The following is a 17,281-nucleotide window of genomic DNA, read 5'->3' as shown; positions in this document are numbered from 1 at the left end:
CCCCGCAAGGGGCGCTAATCAGGTTGAGGCAAGCAGATGGCTATGACAGTCCATTGCGATATCGTCAGCGCGGAAGGAGAAATCTTCTCCGGTCTGGTCGAGATGGTGGTTGCGCACGGCAACCTGGGCGATCTGGGTATCGCTCCAGGCCACGCGCCGCTGATCACCAATCTGAAGCCAGGTCCGATCACGCTGACCAAGCAGGGTGGCGATCGCGAGGTGTTCTACATCTCCGGTGGTTTCCTGGAAGTGCAGCCGAACATGGTCAAGGTACTCGCCGACACCGTGCAGCGTGCAGCCGACCTGGACGAAGCCTCCGCTCAGGAAGCCGTCAAGGCTGCTGAGAAGGCCCTGCATGAGAAAGGCGCGGATTTCGACTACAGTGCCGCATCCGCACGTCTGGCCGAGGCCGCAGCCCAGCTGCGTACCGTCCAGCAGATCCGCAAGAAGTTCGGCGGCTGATACCGCAGGCTTCATGCAGATTGAGAAAAAGGGTAGCCATCGGCTACCCTTTTTCTTTTTTAATCCCCATTACACGGTCATGCCACTGACCGCCCAGGATTGGTAGCCAGTCAATGTCTCTCGATATCGTTATTCTCGCCGCCGGCCAAGGCACCCGCATGCGCTCGGCGTTGCCCAAGGTACTGCACCCGGTCGCCGGCAACTCCATGCTGGGCCATGTTATCCACAGCGCTCGCCAGCTGCAGCCCAAGGGTATCCACGTGGTCATCGGCCATGGGGCGGAACAGGTACGCGAGCGCCTGGCTGCAGACGACCTGAACTTCGTCATGCAGGACAAGCAATTGGGTACCGGCCATGCCGTGGCCCAGGCGCTGCCGGCGATTACCGCAGACACCGTGCTGGTGCTCTACGGTGATGTACCGCTGATCGAGGTAGAAACCCTGCAGCGCTTGCTGGCCAAGGTCAGCGACAGCCAATTGGGCTTGTTGACCGTCAACCTCGAGGACCCGACGGGTTACGGCCGTATCGTTCGCGATGATCAGGGCCAGGTAGCGGCGATCGTCGAGCACAAGGATGCCAGCGAGGCGCAAAGGGCGATCAAGGAAGGCAACACCGGCATCCTCGCCATGCCGGCGGCGCGCCTGGCCGACTGGATGGGCCGCCTGTCCAACAACAACGCCCAGGGCGAGTATTACCTCACCGACGTGATCGCGATGGCCGTGGCCGATGGCCTGGTGGTCGCCACCGAGCAGCCCCATGACCCGATGGAAGTGCAGGGCGCCAACGACCGTCGCCAGCTGTCCGAACTGGAACGGCACTATCAACTGCGCGAAGGCCGTCGCCTGATGGCCCAGGGCGTGACCTTGCGTGACCCGTCGCGCTTCGATGTGCGGGGTGAAGTGACCGTTGGGCGCGATGTGTTGATCGATATCAACGTGATCCTCGAAGGCAAGGTGGTGATCGAGGACGACGTCCAGATCGGCCCGAACTGCGTCATCAAGAACAGCACCCTGCGCAAGGGTGCGATCATCAAGGCCAACAGCCACCTTGAAGGCGCTGTGATGGGTGAGGGCAGCGATGCCGGCCCATTCGCCCGGTTGCGCCCTGGCAGCGTGCTGGAGGCCAAGGCCCATGTGGGTAACTTTGTCGAACTGAAGAACGCCCACCTGGGCGAGGGCGCCAAGGCTGGTCACCTGACTTATCTGGGCGACGCTGAGGTCGGTGCGCGCACCAACATCGGTGCAGGTACCATTACCTGCAACTATGATGGCGCCAACAAATTCAAAACCGTGATGGGCGAGGATGTGTTCATCGGTTCGAACAATTCGCTGGTCGCGCCTGTGGAAATCCAGGCCGGCGCCACCACGGCTGCCGGTTCGACCATCAACCAGGCCGTTGAAGCCGGTCAGTTGGCAGTCGGCCGGGCACGGCAGCGCAACATCGACGGCTGGAAGCGACCGGAGAAAATCAAGAAGGACTGATTTATCCACAATCGGTTATGCACAGGCCGGCTTATGTGAATAAGCCGGCTTTTTTGTGCCTGTGCATACAGCTTGTGGGTGTGGGTTACCCACGAAGAACACAACGGCTTGACGAAATGCCTGTCTTAGGTTTTGATTGCAACCATTATCTTTCGAATCGAAACTTAAGTCCGAAATGTCGAAACGAAACACCCCCCAGCGGCGACACAATATCCTGGCTTTGCTCAACGAGCAGGGCGAGGTGAGCGTGGACGCCTTGGCCAAGCGTTTCGAAACCTCAGAGGTGACCATCCGCAAGGACCTGGCCGCGCTCGAAGCCAACGGCCTGCTGCTACGCCGCTATGGCGGCGCCATCCCCGTCCCCCAGGAGATGTTGGTGGAAACGGTGCAGCCGGTGTCGAGCCACAAGCAAGCGATCGCCAAGGCAGCGGTAGGGCGCATCCGCGAACACGCGCGCATCATCATCGACAGCGGCAGCACCACGGCCGCCATGATTCCCCAACTGGGCCGCCAGCCCGGCCTGGTGGTGATGACCAACTCCCTGAACGTCGCCCGCGCCATCAGCGAACTCGAGCACGAACCGGTGCTGCTGATGACCGGCGGCACCTGGGATCCCCATTCCGAATCCTTCCAGGGCCAGGTCGCCGAGCAGGTACTACGCTCTTACGACTTCGACCAACTGTTCATCGGTGCCGACGGCATCGACCTGGCCCGTGGTACCACCACCTTCAACGAGTTGCTCGGCCTGAGCCGGGTGATGGCAGAGGTGGCCCGGGAAGTGATCGTCATGGTCGAGTCGGACAAGGTAGGGCGCAAGATTCCCAACCTCGAGCTGCCCTGGGGCAGCATCAACACCCTCATTACAGACGATCGCCTGCCGATGGAGGCACGCGAACAGATTCAAGCCCGCGGCATCAACCTGATCTGCGCCGCGATCAGCCAGGAGCAATAATCATGTGTGGAATCGTCGGGGCCGTAGCCGAACGTAATATCACCGCCATCCTCATCGAAGGCCTCAAGCGCCTTGAATACCGTGGATATGACAGCGCTGGCCTGGCGGTCTTCACCCAGGCCGGTGAGCTCGAACGCCGTCGTCGCATTGGCAAGGTCAGCGAACTGGAGGCCGCCGTGGCAGCCGAGCCACTGGCCGGCCAGTTGGGCATCGCCCACACCCGTTGGGCCACTCACGGTGCGCCAAGCGAAACCAACGCCCACCCGCACTTCTCCAGCGATGATGTGGCGGTGGTGCACAACGGCATCATCGAGAACCACGAAGCCCTGCGTGAAGAGCTCAAGGACCTGGGTTATGTCTTCGCTTCGCAAACCGACACCGAAGTCATCGTCCACCTGATCCACCACACCCTCAAGACCGTTCCCGACCTCACCGACGCCCTCAAGGCCGCTGTCAAGCGCCTGCATGGCGCCTACGGTCTGGCGCTGATCAGCAAGCAGCAGCCGGACCGCCTGGTCGCCGCGCGCAGCGGCAGCCCGCTGGTGATCGGCCTGGGCCTGGGCGAGAACTTCCTGGCGTCCGATCAGCTGGCGTTGCGCCAGGTCACCGACCGCTTCATGTACCTCGAGGAAGGCGACATCGCCGAGATCCGTCGTGACCAGGTAAGCATCTGGGACCAGGCCGGGCACAAGGTGCAGCGCGAGACCGTGCAGTACCACGAAGGCGCCGAAGCAGCCGACAAAGGCGCCTATCGCCACTTCATGCTCAAGGAGATCCACGAGCAGCCGAACGTGGTCCAGCGCACCCTGGAAGGCCGTCTGGGCAAGGACCATGTCATGGTACAGGCCTTCGGCCCACAGGCTGCCGAGCTGTTCGCCAAGGTGCGTAACGTGCAGATCGTCGCCTGCGGCACCAGCTATCACGCCGGCATGGTCGCCCGTTACTGGCTGGAAGAACTGGCCGGCATTCCTTGCCAGGTGGAAGTGGCCAGCGAATTCCGCTACCGCAAGGTGGTGGTGCAGCCGGACACCCTGTTCGTCTCCATCTCCCAGTCCGGCGAAACCGCCGACACCCTGGCGGCGCTGCGCAACGCCAAGGAGCTGGGCTTCCTGGGCAGCCTTGCCATCTGCAACGTGGGTATCAGTTCGCTGGTGCGCGAATCCGACCTGACCCTGCTGACCCTGGCGGGCCCTGAAATTGGCGTGGCCTCGACCAAAGCCTTCACCACTCAGCTGGTTTCGCTGATGTTGCTGACCCTGGCCTTGGGCCAGGTGCGCGGTACCCTGCAAGCCGGGGTCGAGGCCGAACTGGTGGAAGAACTGCGCCGCCTGCCGACCCGCCTGGGCGAAGCCCTGGCGATGGACGGCATCGTCGAGAAAACCGCCGAACTGTTCGCCGACAAGCACCACACCCTGTTCCTCGGCCGTGGCGCCCAGTACCCGGTGGCCATGGAAGGTGCGCTCAAGCTCAAGGAGATCTCCTACATCCACGCCGAATCCTATCCGGCCGGCGAGCTCAAGCACGGCCCGTTGGCCCTGGTGGACAGCGATATGCCGGTGGTCACCGTGGCGCCGAACAACGAACTGCTGGAGAAGCTCAAGTCCAACCTGCAGGAGGTGCGTGCTCGTGGTGGCGAGCTGGTGGTGTTCGCCGACGAACAGGCCGGCATGACCAACGGCGAAGGCACCCATGTGATCAAGGTGCCGCACATCATCGACGCGCTGGCGCCGATCCTGTACACCATCCCGTTGCAGCTGCTGTCGTACTACGTGGCGGTGCTCAAGGGCACTGACGTCGACCAGCCGCGTAACCTGGCGAAATCGGTGACGGTGGAGTAAGGCGGTTTCATATTCATGGGGCTGGATTGAGACAATAACGTCTGTCACTGAACAACAAGAACTGTCACAGCAGCCACGGGAGCCCTCAGGGGCTCCCTGTCCCCCTATTTGCGTATCCTGTGCTTCTGCAAATTCAACCAGATGATTCGCTTAGCTCTTTTGTCTGATCCCAGCTGAAGAGGCCCACCCTGGCGCAGAGCGCTTAGGCTCGATCGGATCTGCCTCGACCCAGTGTTAATGCTGTTCTAACCAAATTCACCTACACTCGCTCACATGACTCGCATGCTGAGACTACTCACCGTCCTGATGCTCATTTTGGCGCTTCCCCTCAACGGGATGGCGGGGGTCGAGTCGTCCATCGAGCCTTGCCCGATGGAGGCCATTGGCATGGAGATGATGGCGGGTATGGACCATGACTGCTGTCAGGACCAGGAGCTGGAGACGTCCAAACCACACGCATCCAAAGCGTGCAAGGTCGGCCAGGAATGTAGAACGGCGAGCGCACTGCAAGTCAGTCTTCTGGAGCCCGCGCTAACTTTTTCCACGCCACGACCAGCAGATACCTACGCCGTTAGCCTGGTAACACGGGCGCCCCCTGATCATTGGCGTCCTCCCCGCACCTGATTTCTTCGTAAACCTCACACACCATTGTTCTGCCCGGGCGGGTGGATGATGGCATGCGCGTGTGCGCTGGTTTTTTCGAGGAATCATGTTCATGACTCCCCTCCATTTCCATCCAGGACGAACGCTAACGGTCGCCCTGGTAAGCCTGCTGCCGACGCTATCGGGGCAGGCAGCTCCGCTTTCGCTGGACGATGCGCTGCAACTGGCCGAGCGAAATGCCCCCTCATTGCAAGCACGTCAGGAGCAGGTATCGGCGGCCCGCAGCGCGGTCGTTCCAGCGGGTGAACTGCCCGACCCGCGGCTTAATCTCGGGGTGCAGAACCTACCGGTAGACGGCAGTGATCGCTGGAGTACCAGCCGGGACTTCATGACCATGCAAACGGTCGGTCTTTCCCAGGACGTGCCTAACCGTGACAAACGCAAGGCGCGGGTTGAGACAGCCAGAGCTGCAGTTGAGCGAGCTGATGCCCAAGCAGTCTTCGAGCGACAGAAAGTCCGCGCGGCGACGGCGTTGGCATGGATCTCGGCCTATACAGTGCAACGGAAGCTGGAGCAGTTCGACGCGTTATATAAAGAAAATCGCCTGTTAGCTTCAGCTGTGAAGGCTCGATTGGCCGCAGGAGGAGGAGCGGCAGCCGATGCGCTTGCACCGAACCAGGAGGCAGCGCAGCTGGACGAACGTAGAGACTTGCTGCTGAGCCAGGCAGCCCAGGCGCGGGCTGCCCTTAAACGTTGGATTGGACAGGACGGGGATGTGCAAGCACCGGCATTTCCTCAATGGACAGTGAATGCTTCTGAGTACCTTCATGCGCTCCATGCCCATCCGGAACTGGCAACTTACGGAGCCATGACACGGGAAGCGCAAGCCCAGGTACAGCAGGCACTGGCCGAGAAAAAGTCGGACTGGGGGTGGCAGGTGGATTATCAGCGCCGTGGGCCGGACTTCAGCAACATGGTGAGTGTGCAATTCAGTTTCCAGTTGCCGTTGTTCGCAGGTTCGCGACAGGACCCGATGATCGCCGCGCGGCGAGCGCAAGTGCGCCAGTTGGAGGATGAGCAGGATGCAGCCCTACGTGAACATACCGCGCAGCTGGAAGCGGACCTGGCGGAGTATCAGCGCCTGCAGCGAGCGGTGGTGCGCAGTCGCGAAACGCTGCTGCCGTTAGCCGAAGAGCGTGTGCGCTTGGCGCTGTCCGATTATCGGGCCGGCAAATCGGCGTTGAGTGAAGTGCTCGCCGCACGGCGTCAGCGGCTGGAAGCACGGTTACAGGAAATTGACTTGCAAGGGCAGTTGGCCGCGACAGCAGCGCGGTTGCACTTCGCATATGGAGAGGTGCAAGCATGAAAAACACGTCTGTCGGCCTGGCAGTGGTAGTCGCATTGGCCGTCGGTGGCGGTGCGGGCTATTGGTTGGCGCAACGGGGCCAGGGCACCACGACTCCGACCGTAGGAGAGCAGAAGGTTCTCTACTGGTATGACCCGATGTATCCACAGCAGCACTTTTCTGCGCCGGGCAAGTCGCCGTTCATGGATATGCCGCTGGTGGCGAAATACGCCGATAGTGCTGCGGACGACGCCGTGCCTGCTGTGCAGATCTCACCGGGCATACAGCAGAACCTTGGTGTACGGTTGGCAACAGTCACTCCAGGTCGGCTCGAGCGTACGCTGCAGGTCAGTGGTGTGTTGGCCTTCGATGAACGCGACTTCAGCGTGCTGCAGGCGCGCACTGCAGGATTCGTCGAACGTACCTATGGGCGAGCCACAGGTGATGTCGTGCCCAAAGGGGCCCCACTGGCGGATGTGCTGGCACCGGAATGGGCAGGCCTACAGGAAGAATTTCTGGCGCTGTACCGCTCGGGTGATAGGCAGCTGCAGGCCGCAGCCCATCAGCGCCTGTTGTTGGCAGGGATGCCTGCCGAACTGATTGACCGGGTATCACGAAGTGGCAAGGTGCAGAGCCTGGTGACGCTGGTTGCGCCTAGCGCTGGTGTGATCCAAGCGCTGGATCTGCGTCCTGGCATGACCGTGACACCAGGCGCGACCCTGGCACGGATCAATGGTGTGGCCAATGTCTGGCTTGAGGCTGCCGTACCCGAGGCGCAGGCACAAGGCTTGCGCGAGGGGCAGACAGTGCAGGCATACCTGGCGGCCTATCCCGGTCAAGCGGTGCCGGGCAAGCTGACGGCGGTGTTGGCTGACGCCGATGTGCAGAGCCGTACTCTGCGCTTACGCATCGAGCTTCCCAATACCGATGGGCGGCTGCGTCCAGGTATGACTGCGCAAGTCGCCTTGTACCTGGCCGGGCAAACCGATGACAGTCTGTTGCTGCCTGCCGAGGCCGTGATCCACACCGGCAAACGTGATCTGGTAATGCTTGCCGAAGATCAAGGCCGCTTTCGTCCGGTGGAAGTGGTGCTAGGCCAGGAGAGCGGTGGCCAGGTTGTTGTGCTGCAAGGGCTGCAGGCAGGTCAGCGGGTGGTAGCGTCCGGTCAGTTCCTGATCGATTCCGAAGCCAGTCTCAAAGGCATCGAAGCCGCGACTGCGCCGGATACCCCGCCTGTTCCGGCCCCGCCGGCATTGCATGAGGCAGATGGGCGTATCGTGCAGATCGAAGGCAATCGGTTGACCATAGCCCATGGTCCCTTCCTCACACTGGGCATGCCTGGAATGACCATGACTTTCCCGGTGGTCGATCCGGCTCTGGTTGGCGGACTGAAAGTGGGTCAGCGCATCCGCTTCGGTATTCGCGAGCGCGACGAGGGCATGGTGATCGAGCAGATCAACGCGCTGGAGAGCCAGCCATGATCGCGAAACTGATTCTCTGGTCGGTGGCCAATCGCATCCTGGTGCTGCTTGCCACGCTGTTTCTGGTGGCCTGGGGCATATTCTCGCTGCGCAGCCTGCCGATCGACGCTTTGCCTGACTTGTCGGACGTGCAGGTGATCATCCGCACCTCCTACCCCGGACAGGCGCCACAGATCGTCGAAAACCAGGTGACCTATCCGCTGACCACTACCATGCTCTCGGTGCCTGGCGCCAAGACCGTCCGCGGCTTTTCCGCCTTTGGTGACAGCTTCGTCTATGTGCTGTTCGAGGACGGTACCGACCTGTATTGGGCGCGGTCCCGGGTCCTTGAGTACCTAAGCCAGGTGCAGTCGCGTCTGCCAGTGTCGGCCAAGCCGGTGCTCGGGCCGGACGCCACTGGGGTGGGCTGGATCTATCAGTACGCGCTGGTCGACCGCACGGGCGGCCATGACCTGGCGCAACTGCGTAGCCTGCAGGACTGGTTCCTGCGCTTCGAGCTCAAGACCCTGCCGGATGTCGCCGAAGTTGCGAGCATTGGTGGGATGGTGAAGCAGTACCAAGTGGTACTTGATCCGTTGCGTATGGCCAGTCGAGGTATCACCCAAGGTGAGGTAACGGACGCAATTGCCAAGGCCAACCAGGAGACCGGTGGTGGCGTGCTTGAACAGGGCGAAGCGGAGTTCATGGTACGTGCGTCGGGCTACCTGCAGTCGCTGAACGATTTCCGCGCCATTCCCCTGCGCCTGGCCGCTAAGGGTGTACCGGTGACACTTGGGGATGTAGCTACAGTGCAGCTTGGCCCTGAAGCTCGTCGTGGTATCGGCGAACTGGATGGCCAGGGCGAGGCCGTGGGTGGGGTTGTGATCCTGCGCAGTGGCAAGAATGCACAAGAGGCCATTGTCCACATCAAGGACAAGCTGGCGACGCTCGAAAAGAGCTTGCCCGCGGGAGTGGATATTGTCACCACCTATGATCGGAGCCAGCTGATCGAGCGTGCTGTGGACAACCTCAGCGACAAGCTGCTCGAGGAATTCATCGTGGTTGCGCTGGTATGCGCGGCCTTCCTCTGGCACCTGCGGTCATCGCTGGTGGCGATCGTCTCGTTGCCGGTGGGGGTATTGATCGCGCTGATCGTCATGCGGCATCAGGGAATCAACGCCAACATCATGTCGCTCGGTGGGATCGCCATCGCCATCGGGGCAATGGTCGATGCAGCCGTGGTGATGATCGAAAACGCACACAAGCGTGTCGAGGCCTGGCATGCACGCAACCCTGGGGTGCCGCTGCGGGGTGAGCAGCATTGGAAAGTCATGACGCAAGCCGCCGTCGAGGTGGGACCAGCGTTGTTCTTCAGCCTGATGATCATCACCTTGTCGTTCGTACCGGTATTTACCTTGCAGGCCCAGGAGGGACGACTGTTCGCACCCTTGGCATTTACCAAGACCTATGCCATGGCTGCTGCAGCAGGGCTGGCGGTGACCTTGGTGCCCGTGCTGATGGGCTACTGGATTCGTGGCCCACTGCCGGCAGAGGCGCGCAACCCGCTCAACCGTGGACTGATCCGTTTGTACCGCCCGGCACTGGAGGTGGTGCTGCGCCGCCCCTGGATGACGTTGATTGGCGCGCTGGCAATCTTGTCCAGCAGCCTGTGGCCGTTCAGTCAGTTGGGTGGGGAGTTCCTCCCACCGCTGGATGAGGGGGACTTGCTGTACATGCCTTCGGCCCTACCGGGCCTGTCTGCACAAAAGGCCGCGCAGTTGCTACACCGCACCGACCGTTTGATCCGAACCGTGCCCGAGGTCGCCAGTGTGTTCGGCAAGGCTGGCCGGGCTGAATCAGCGACCGACCCGGCGCCGTTGGAGATGTTCGAGACCATTGTGCGGCTCAAGCCGAAGGATCAGTGGCGTCCAGGCATGACCACCGACAAATTGATCGAGGTGCTTGACCGTACAGTGCGGGTACCAGGCCTGACCAATATCTGGATTCCACCGATCCGCAACCGTATCGACATGCTGGCCACCGGTATCAAGAGCCCGATCGGCGTGAAAGTCGCTGGCAGTGACCTGGCGCAAATCGACCGCGTAACCCTGGCCATCGAGCGAGCTGCCAAAACCGTGCCCGGTGTGACGTCTGCACTTGCCGAACGTTTGACCGGAGGGCGCTACATCGATCTCGATATCGACCGCCAGGCCGCAGCGCGTTATGGCCTGAACATCGCCGATGTGCAGGCCATCGTTGCAGGTGCCATTGGCGGCGAGACCATCGGCGAGACGGTCGAGGGGCTGGCTCGTTACCCAATCAGCGTGCGCTACCCCCGGGAGTGGCGCGATTCGGTCGATGCCTTGCGCCAATTGCCGATCTACACGGCGCAAGGCGGGCAGATAACCCTCGGTACCGTGGCGCGCGTGCGCATCGCCGATGGCCCTCCGATGCTCAAGAGCGAGAACGCGCGCCCCTCGGGCTGGGTGTACATCGACGTACGTGGTCGTGATCTGTCGTCTGTGGTTACCGACCTACGCCGAATGGTGGATCGCGAAGTGAAGCTCGACCCGGGCATGAGCCTGAGCTACTCCGGCCAGTTCGAATACCTGGAGCGCGCCAATGCCCGCCTGGCATGGGTGGTACCGGCGACCTTGGCGATCATTTTCGTTCTGCTCTATCTGACCTTCGGTCGTCTCGGCGAAGCGCTGCTGATCATGGGCACCTTGCCTTTCGCTCTCACCGGCGGCGTGTGGTTGTTGTACCTGATGGGCTTCAACCTGTCGGTGGCCACCGGCGTTGGCTTCATCGCCTTGGCCGGAGTCGCTGCGGAGTTTGGCGTGATTATGCTGATCTATCTGAACAATGCTTGGGCTGAACGCCAGGCAAATGGCGAGTACACACCTTTGGCGCTGCTAGAGGCGATCCGCGAGGGAGCGGTACAGCGTATCCGCCCCAAGGCGATGACCGTTGCGGTGATCGTCGCGGGGCTTTTACCGATTCTATGGAGTGACGGTACCGGCAGCGAAGTGATGAGCCGCATCGCTGTGCCAATGGTGGGCGGCATGCTGACGGCCCCCTTGCTCTCTTTGTTCGTTATTCCCGCGGCGTACTGGCTGATCCGACGCCGAAATCTCGCAATAACCCATGATCCCAAACCAGGAGAAACCCGATGAAAAACGTCTACCTCAGCGCTGCGCTGCTATTTGCTTTCGCGGCTGGCGCGCAGGCCCAGAACGGTATGGCCGGCATGGATATGAAGGACATGCCGATGGACGGGATGGATAAGAAGGCCACCCAGGCGGCGTCTGTGGCTCATGCAGAGGGAACGATCAAGGCCATCGATACCGAGCGAGGCACAGTCACCTTGGCACATGGGCCGGTGGCGGCATTGAAATGGCCGGCGATGACCATGGGGTTCAAAGCCTCAGCGCAGCAGCTTGAAGGGTTAGGAGTTGGAGACAAGGTTGGCTTCGACTTCCGCATGGAGGGTAATGCCGCGACGATCGTAGACATCCGCAAGCAGTAACTTCTGCATCAATGGCAGGTTAACGCGACGCGATGGCAGCTCCGTCGTCCCCCAGGACGCCTACCTGGCGGGACGACAGTGCTTTGTCGATCAAATGTGGCATCCGTTGCGCCGCCGATCTTCGCGGGCTTTCCTATACATATGAAAAAACGTATATTCGGGAAAACATATGTATTCAGAGCATCCCCTAATGACTGACTCACTGACACCTACCACGGTCTTCAAATGCCTCGCCGACGAGAACCGCGTGCGGATGATGCTGCTGATTGCGCGCGAGGAAGAGCTGTGCGTCTGTGAATTGATCTGTGCCCTGGAAGAAAGCCAACCCAAGGTTTCCCGCCACCTCGCACAACTTCGCACCTGCGGCTTGCTGGCAGACCGCCGCCAAGGCCAGTGGGTCTACTATCGGCTGCATCCACAGCTGCCCGTCTGGGTTCGGGACGTCCTGACGGTGACGCTGGAGGCCAATCGCGAATGGCTGGGCTCCATCTCCAGGCGATTGGACCTGATGGGGGATCGTCCTCAGCGCGTCGCCACTTGCTGCTGACCATCGTCAAGAAATCAATGTTTGCTGCTGTCACTGCAACACAGGGGGAAGTCTGCGTAAGGATTCCCCTGGTTGCCTGATGGCCCAACCGTCACTGATTCGATCAACCCTATGGAACCCTCCCCCAGGAGTGATTGCATGACCGAACACCACATCCCCAACATCGACAGCAAACTCGTTGACCTGCCGACGGCCGACAAGCTGGCAATTGAACAGGTGTCCACTCACAAGCCACGCATCCTCCTTCTATACGGATCGACCCGCGAACGCTCGTTCAGCCGTCTGCTGACAGAGGAAGCCGCACGCCTGCTGGAGCACTTCGGTGCGCAGACTCGGATCTTCAACCCGTCTGGCCTGCCTTTGGCGGACGACGCTCCGGACGACCATCCGATGGTCAAGGAGCTGCGTGACCTGGTGCTCTGGTCCGAAGGCATGGTCTGGTGTTCACCTGAACGCCACGGCGCAATGACCGGCGTGTTCAAGTCGCAGATCGACTGGATTCCGTTGAGCATGGGCGCCGTGCGGCCGACCCAGGGCAAGACCCTGGCAGTGATGCAGGTGTGCGGCGGTTCGCAGTCGTTCAACGTCGTCAACCAACTACGTGTGCTGGGCCGTTGGATGCGCATGTTCACTATCCCTAACCAGTCGTCAGTGCCCAAGGCCTACCTGGAGTTTGACGAAGCGGGCCGCATGAAGCCGTCTCCCTATTACGACCGCGTCGTCGATGTCATGGAAGAACTCGTGAAATTCACCCTGCTGTTGCGCGACCGCGCCGACTATCTGGTCGACCGATACTCCGAACGCAAGGAATCGGCACAAGAGCTGTCGAAGCGCGTTAATCAACGATCCATCTGAACGCTCGCTAATCGCATCTTGAGAACAAGAACATGGCTATCAAAGTAGGTATCAACGGATTTGGGCGTATCGGTCGCTTAGCGCTTCGCGCGTCTTGGGAGTGGCCAGAATTCGAGTTCGTGCAGATCAATGATCCGGCTGGAGATGCCGAGACCCACGCCCACCTGATCAACTTCGACTCGGTCCACGGGCGCTGGCACAGTGAAGCACGTGCGCAAGGCGACTCGGTGGTGATCGACGGCAAGCGCATCAAGATCACCGCGCACAAGATGATCGCTGATACCGACTGGTCGGGTTGTGACCTGGTCATCGAGGCCAGCGGCAAGATGAAATCGGTGGCCGTGCTCCAGGCCTACCTGGACCAGGGCGTTAAACGCGTGGTGGTTTGTGCGCCGGTGAAGGAAAAGGGCGCATTGAATGTGGTGATGGGGGTCAACCAACACCTGTTCGAGCCGGCGCAGCACCGGATCGTTACCGCTGCGTCCTGCACCACCAACTGCCTGGCGCCAGTGGTCAAGGTCATTCACGAGAATCTGGGCATCCGCCACGGCTCGATCACCACTATCCACGACCTGACCAATACCCAGAGCATTCTGGATACGCCACATAAGGATCTGCGTCGCGCCCGGGCCTCAGGCATGAGCCTGATCCCTACCACCACAGGTTCAGCCACCGCGATCGCCGAGATCTTCCCCGAGCTACGCGGCAAACTGAACGGTCATGCCGTGCGCGTACCGTTGGCCAACGCCTCGCTGACCGACTGCGTGTTCGAAGTGGAGCGCGCGACCACCATCGAAGAGGTCAACGCCCTGCTCAAAGCGGCAGCCGAAGGCCCCTTGAAGAACATCCTGGGCTACGAGGAACGTCCACTGGTGTCCATCGACTATCGCACCGATCCACGGTCCTCCATCATTGATGCGCTGTCGACGCTGGTGGTGAACGGCTCCCAGGTGAAGATCTACGCCTGGTACGACAACGAATGGGGCTATGCCAACCGTGCAGCGGAGTTGGCTCGACTGGTCGGTATGGCGGAGTAAGCAGCGATCATGAAGGCGTTGTCAGCCCTGTCTTCGGAAGTGCGTCAGTACCTGCTCGTTACCGGCAACTATTGGGCCTTCACCCTCACCGACGGTGCATTGCGCATGTTGGTGGTATTGCACTTCCATACCTTGGGCTACACGCCGCTGCAGATCGCGGCGCTGTTCCTGTTCTATGAGATTTTCGGTGTGATCACCAACTTGGTGGGCGGCTACCTCGGCGCCCGCCTGGGACTCAATCGCACCATGAACATCGGCCTTGGCATGCAGGTCGTCGCCCTACTGATGCTCACGGCACCAGCAGCCTCGCTGACGGTGCCGTGGGTAATGGCCGCCCAGGCGCTGTCCGGTATCGCCAAGGACCTGAACAAGATGAGCGCCAAGAGCTCCATCAAGCTCCTGGTGCCGGACAGCCAGCAAGGCACCCTCTACAAATGGGTAGCCATCCTGACGGGCTCGAAAAACGCGCTCAAAGGCGTGGGCTTCTTCCTCGGGGGAGCACTGCTTGCGCTGCTCGGTTTCACCCAGGCGGTACTGGCCATGGCGGCGGTGCTGGCCCTGATCTGGATCGGCAGTCTGATCCTGCTGAAAAAGGACTTGGGCAAGGCGAAGGCCAAGCCGAAGTTCCGCGACATGTTGTCCAAGAGCCGGGCCATTAACATCCTCTCGGCTGCACGGCTGTTTTTGTTCGGTGCGCGGGATGTTTGGTTCGTCGTGGCACTGCCGGTTTACCTGAGCTCTGCGTTTGGCTGGGATTTCTGGCTGGTCGGCGGCTTTTTGGCCGCCTGGGTAATCGGCTACGGCATTGTCCAGTCGTTTGCTCCCCATATCACCGGCAAGAAGCGTGGTCATGTACCCGACGGCCGAGCGGCCTTTATGTGGGCGCTCGCCTTGGCCGGTTTGCCTGCGCTGATCGCCTTGGGTCTGATTGCCGGCGGGTCGGCTCCGGTGATACTGCTCGGCGGGCTGATGCTTTTTGGCGTGTTGTTTGCGGTGAACTCATCGCTGCACAGCTATTTGATTGTCAGCTATGCCAAGGAAGATGGGGTGTCGTTGGATGTGGGGTTCTACTACATGTCTAACGCGTTGGGGCGGCTGATCGGCACGCTCCTGTCGGGCTGGGTGTTCCAGGCTCACGGGCTGCTGGCCTGCCTCTGGATCTCCACAGCCTTTGTTCTCCTGGCTGCGCTGATTTCAATCGCATTGCCAAGGCATATCAGCCTGGTCACAGGCTAGCGAGTCAGGATTCACGGATGTCGAGGCCCCCAATAAATAGTAGGCCACCACTCGGTATCGCGACGGTTAAGTCATCCTACCTGCCAGCATCTCGAACAACGCCTCGTACAAGCGATCCACTTCCGGCAAACCCCTCGCCCGCAAGCACCCATGTACCAGGCCGTGGCCTGGAAAATAATCCACAGCCACCCCATCGCCACGTAGCCGCTCGGCATACAGTCGCCCATCGTCACGCAGTGGATCGAACTCGGCGACGCTGATAAAGGCTGGCGCCACCCCGTGCAAATCGCGCGCGCGCAATGGCAATGCCAGAGAACTCCCGGTGGGTTCGGGCAGGTATGCGTCCAGGCACGCCTGCAGGTCCTCGCTGGACAACAGCGGGGCGTCCGCACACGCATGACGGGAGACGGTGTTTTCGTCTCCTAGGGCCGGGTAGATCAATACCTGGGCGCAGGGCTGCTGCTCATCGGCATCCCGTAACGCCAGGCACAGGGCAGCGGCGAGGTTGCCACCGGCGCTGTCGCCGACCACGGCCATGCGCGCGCAGTCCACAGGCTCGCCGACAAGGCCATTACGCAGTGCGTGCCAGGCCGCGAGGCTGTCCTCCAGTGCGGCGGGGAAGGGATGTTCCGGTGCTAGCCGGTAATCCACCGCGACTACGAGCAAACCCAGCCGCGTGACCAGTTCTGCACAGAAGAACGCGTGCGAATCGAGGCCGCCGAGCATCCAGCCGCCTCCATGCAGGAACAGCACGGTGGGCCAACCGCCCGGCGGCGCCGGGCGGGCTGGGTAGAACAACCGCAACGGTGGCAACTGGGCACGCTTCAGGTCGCGTACCTGCACGCCCGCCGGGGCTGGTGGGGTGAAGGCCGCTGCCATGCGCGAATAGGCCGCGCGTTGAGCGGCGAGCGACGAGTCGGCCACGGCGAAGGCGCGGGTGCGCTCGATGAAGGCCGTCATGCCGGCCGACAGGGGGTATGGGGTCATTGCTGGCTGGCGACCAGCGTCGCGTCGGCAGGTTTGCCATCGAAGGTGGTCACCCCGGCGAGCCAGGTCGATACCTGCTCAGGGTGGGCCTTGAGCCAGGCGCGGGCGGCCTCCAGCGGCGCGGTGCGGTCCAGGATGGGTTCCATCACCTGGCTGACGCCCTCGCTGGTGAAGCGCAGATTGTGCAGCAGCTTGGCAACGTTGCCGCACTGCTGCTGGTAGCCGGCGGCGGTCATGATCGAGACCGTGGCGGAACCTTCGTTCGGGCCGAACGCATCGTCGCTGCCGGAGAGGTATTTCATGTCGATCTGCAGGTTCATCGGGTGTGGTTTCCAGCCGGCGAACACCACCCATTTCTGCTGATTGACCGCGCGCTTTACCGCCGTGAGCATGCCGGCCTCGCTGGACTCCACGCCCTGGAAGCCTTTGAGGCCGAACTTGTCCTGGTCGATCATCTGCTGGGTGATGCGGTTCATGCCGCTGCCCGGTTCGATCAGGTAGATCCGGTTGTTCAGCTTGTCACGGAACCTGGCGATATCGGCGAAGGTCTTCAGGCCTGCGTCATAAGCGTAGGCGGGGACGGCATAGGTGGACTGCGCATCGCTCAAGGTGGCTGGGCTGATGACGTCGATCTGCTGCTTGTCGAGGTAGGGCTTGGCTACCGATTGCATGGTCGGCTGCCAATAGCCGAGGAAGATGTCGAGGCGTTTCTCGGCCATGCCGGCGAGGATGATCTGCTGCGAGGCGCTGGTCTGCTTGACCTTGTAGCCCAGGCTGTCGAGCAGGGCCTCGGCCACTGCGCTGCTGGCGACCACATCGGTCCAGTTCACCGAGCCCATGCGCACATTCTGGCAGGCGGCCGGCTCGGCGGCCCAGGTACCGCTGGCAACGCTCAACAACGCAGCGCAGGTGGCCGCTGTGATCGATCGCTTCATGACTTCTCCCTCGG

Annotated in this window: 14 protein-coding genes; 12 read left to right on the top strand and 2 right to left on the bottom strand. The window is 61.5% G+C overall.

Annotated features, from left to right (window positions below):
* Positions 1–36: 36 nt before the first annotated feature.
* The 12 genes from ACNFCI_RS04405 to arsJ all read left to right on the top strand — a co-directional run bounded on the left by ACNFCI_RS04405 (position 37) and on the right by arsJ (position 15,345).
* On the top strand, positions 37–462 hold the full coding sequence (locus ACNFCI_RS04405) for a F0F1 ATP synthase subunit epsilon (protein WP_084855264.1): 426 nt from the start codon (positions 37–39) through the stop codon (positions 460–462).
* Positions 463–575: 113 nt separating this feature from the next.
* Entirely contained in the window at positions 576–1,943 is a 1,368-nt protein-coding gene (glmU, locus tag ACNFCI_RS04400; RefSeq protein WP_416767497.1) for a bifunctional UDP-N-acetylglucosamine diphosphorylase/glucosamine-1-phosphate N-acetyltransferase GlmU, read from the top strand.
* A 175-nt stretch (positions 1,944–2,118) separates the two neighbouring features.
* Positions 2,119–2,895 carry a DeoR/GlpR family DNA-binding transcription regulator gene (locus ACNFCI_RS04395; RefSeq protein ID WP_084855266.1) on the top strand — a complete coding sequence of 259 codons (777 nt, stop codon included), beginning with the start codon at positions 2,119–2,121 and terminating at the stop codon, positions 2,893–2,895.
* A 2-nt stretch (positions 2,896–2,897) separates the two neighbouring features.
* Positions 2,898–4,733 carry a glutamine--fructose-6-phosphate transaminase (isomerizing) gene (glmS, locus tag ACNFCI_RS04390; RefSeq protein WP_416767496.1) on the top strand — a complete coding sequence of 612 codons (1,836 nt, stop codon included), beginning with the start codon at positions 2,898–2,900 and terminating at the stop codon, positions 4,731–4,733.
* 715 nt (positions 4,734–5,448) lie between these two features.
* Positions 5,449–6,702 carry a TolC family protein gene (locus ACNFCI_RS04385; RefSeq protein ID WP_324816323.1) on the top strand — a complete coding sequence of 418 codons (1,254 nt, stop codon included), beginning with the start codon at positions 5,449–5,451 and terminating at the stop codon, positions 6,700–6,702.
* Positions 6,699–8,162 carry an efflux RND transporter periplasmic adaptor subunit gene (locus ACNFCI_RS04380; protein ID WP_416767494.1) on the top strand — a complete coding sequence of 488 codons (1,464 nt, stop codon included), beginning with the start codon at positions 6,699–6,701 and terminating at the stop codon, positions 8,160–8,162. Before ACNFCI_RS04385 ends, ACNFCI_RS04380 begins: the two co-directional genes overlap by 4 nt.
* Positions 8,159–11,317 (top strand): efflux RND transporter permease subunit, encoded by a 3,159-nt coding sequence (locus ACNFCI_RS04375; RefSeq protein ID WP_416767493.1) that lies wholly within the window; start codon positions 8,159–8,161, stop codon positions 11,315–11,317. Before ACNFCI_RS04380 ends, ACNFCI_RS04375 begins: the two co-directional genes overlap by 4 nt.
* Positions 11,314–11,670 carry a copper-binding protein gene (locus ACNFCI_RS04370; protein ID WP_324816317.1) on the top strand — a complete coding sequence of 119 codons (357 nt, stop codon included), beginning with the start codon at positions 11,314–11,316 and terminating at the stop codon, positions 11,668–11,670. The genes ACNFCI_RS04375 and ACNFCI_RS04370 overlap by 4 nt, the downstream gene beginning before the upstream one ends.
* A gap of 190 nt (positions 11,671–11,860) precedes the next feature.
* Positions 11,861–12,217, top strand: a complete 357-nt coding sequence (locus tag ACNFCI_RS04365) for a metalloregulator ArsR/SmtB family transcription factor (RefSeq protein WP_084855273.1) — start codon at positions 11,861–11,863, stop codon at positions 12,215–12,217.
* Between the two features lie 138 nt (positions 12,218–12,355).
* Positions 12,356–13,072 (top strand): arsenical resistance protein ArsH, encoded by a 717-nt coding sequence (gene arsH / locus ACNFCI_RS04360; RefSeq protein ID WP_324816314.1) that lies wholly within the window; start codon positions 12,356–12,358, stop codon positions 13,070–13,072.
* Between the two features lie 32 nt (positions 13,073–13,104).
* Positions 13,105–14,109 (top strand): ArsJ-associated glyceraldehyde-3-phosphate dehydrogenase, encoded by a 1,005-nt coding sequence (locus tag ACNFCI_RS04355; protein ID WP_324816312.1) that lies wholly within the window; start codon positions 13,105–13,107, stop codon positions 14,107–14,109.
* 9 nt (positions 14,110–14,118) lie between these two features.
* The gene (gene arsJ, locus ACNFCI_RS04350; RefSeq protein WP_416767491.1) at positions 14,119–15,345 is read left to right on the top strand and encodes an organoarsenical effux MFS transporter ArsJ; all 1,227 of its coding nucleotides are present in this window, start codon (positions 14,119–14,121) and stop codon (positions 15,343–15,345) included.
* Between the two features lie 66 nt (positions 15,346–15,411).
* On the opposite strand, the gene ACNFCI_RS04345 is transcribed toward arsJ, so the two are convergent.
* Together ACNFCI_RS04345 and choX are read right to left on the bottom strand one after the other, a co-directional pair.
* Positions 15,412–16,332: an alpha/beta hydrolase gene (locus ACNFCI_RS04345; protein ID WP_324816310.1), complete on the bottom strand. Its 921-nt coding sequence runs from the start codon at positions 16,330–16,332 to the stop codon at positions 15,412–15,414.
* Positions 16,329–17,267: a choline ABC transporter substrate-binding protein gene (gene choX / locus ACNFCI_RS04340; protein ID WP_368828725.1), complete on the bottom strand. Its 939-nt coding sequence runs from the start codon at positions 17,265–17,267 to the stop codon at positions 16,329–16,331. Before choX ends, ACNFCI_RS04345 begins: the two co-directional genes overlap by 4 nt.
* Between the last annotated feature and the right edge of the window lie 14 nt (positions 17,268–17,281).

The organism is Pseudomonas sp. NY15356 (assembly GCF_048068175.1).
GTDB classification, from domain to species: domain Bacteria; phylum Pseudomonadota; class Gammaproteobacteria; order Pseudomonadales; family Pseudomonadaceae; genus Aquipseudomonas; species Aquipseudomonas putida_K.
The sequence above is the reverse complement of the archived record's forward strand: the minus strand, read 5'-3'. Positions and strand labels throughout refer to the sequence as shown.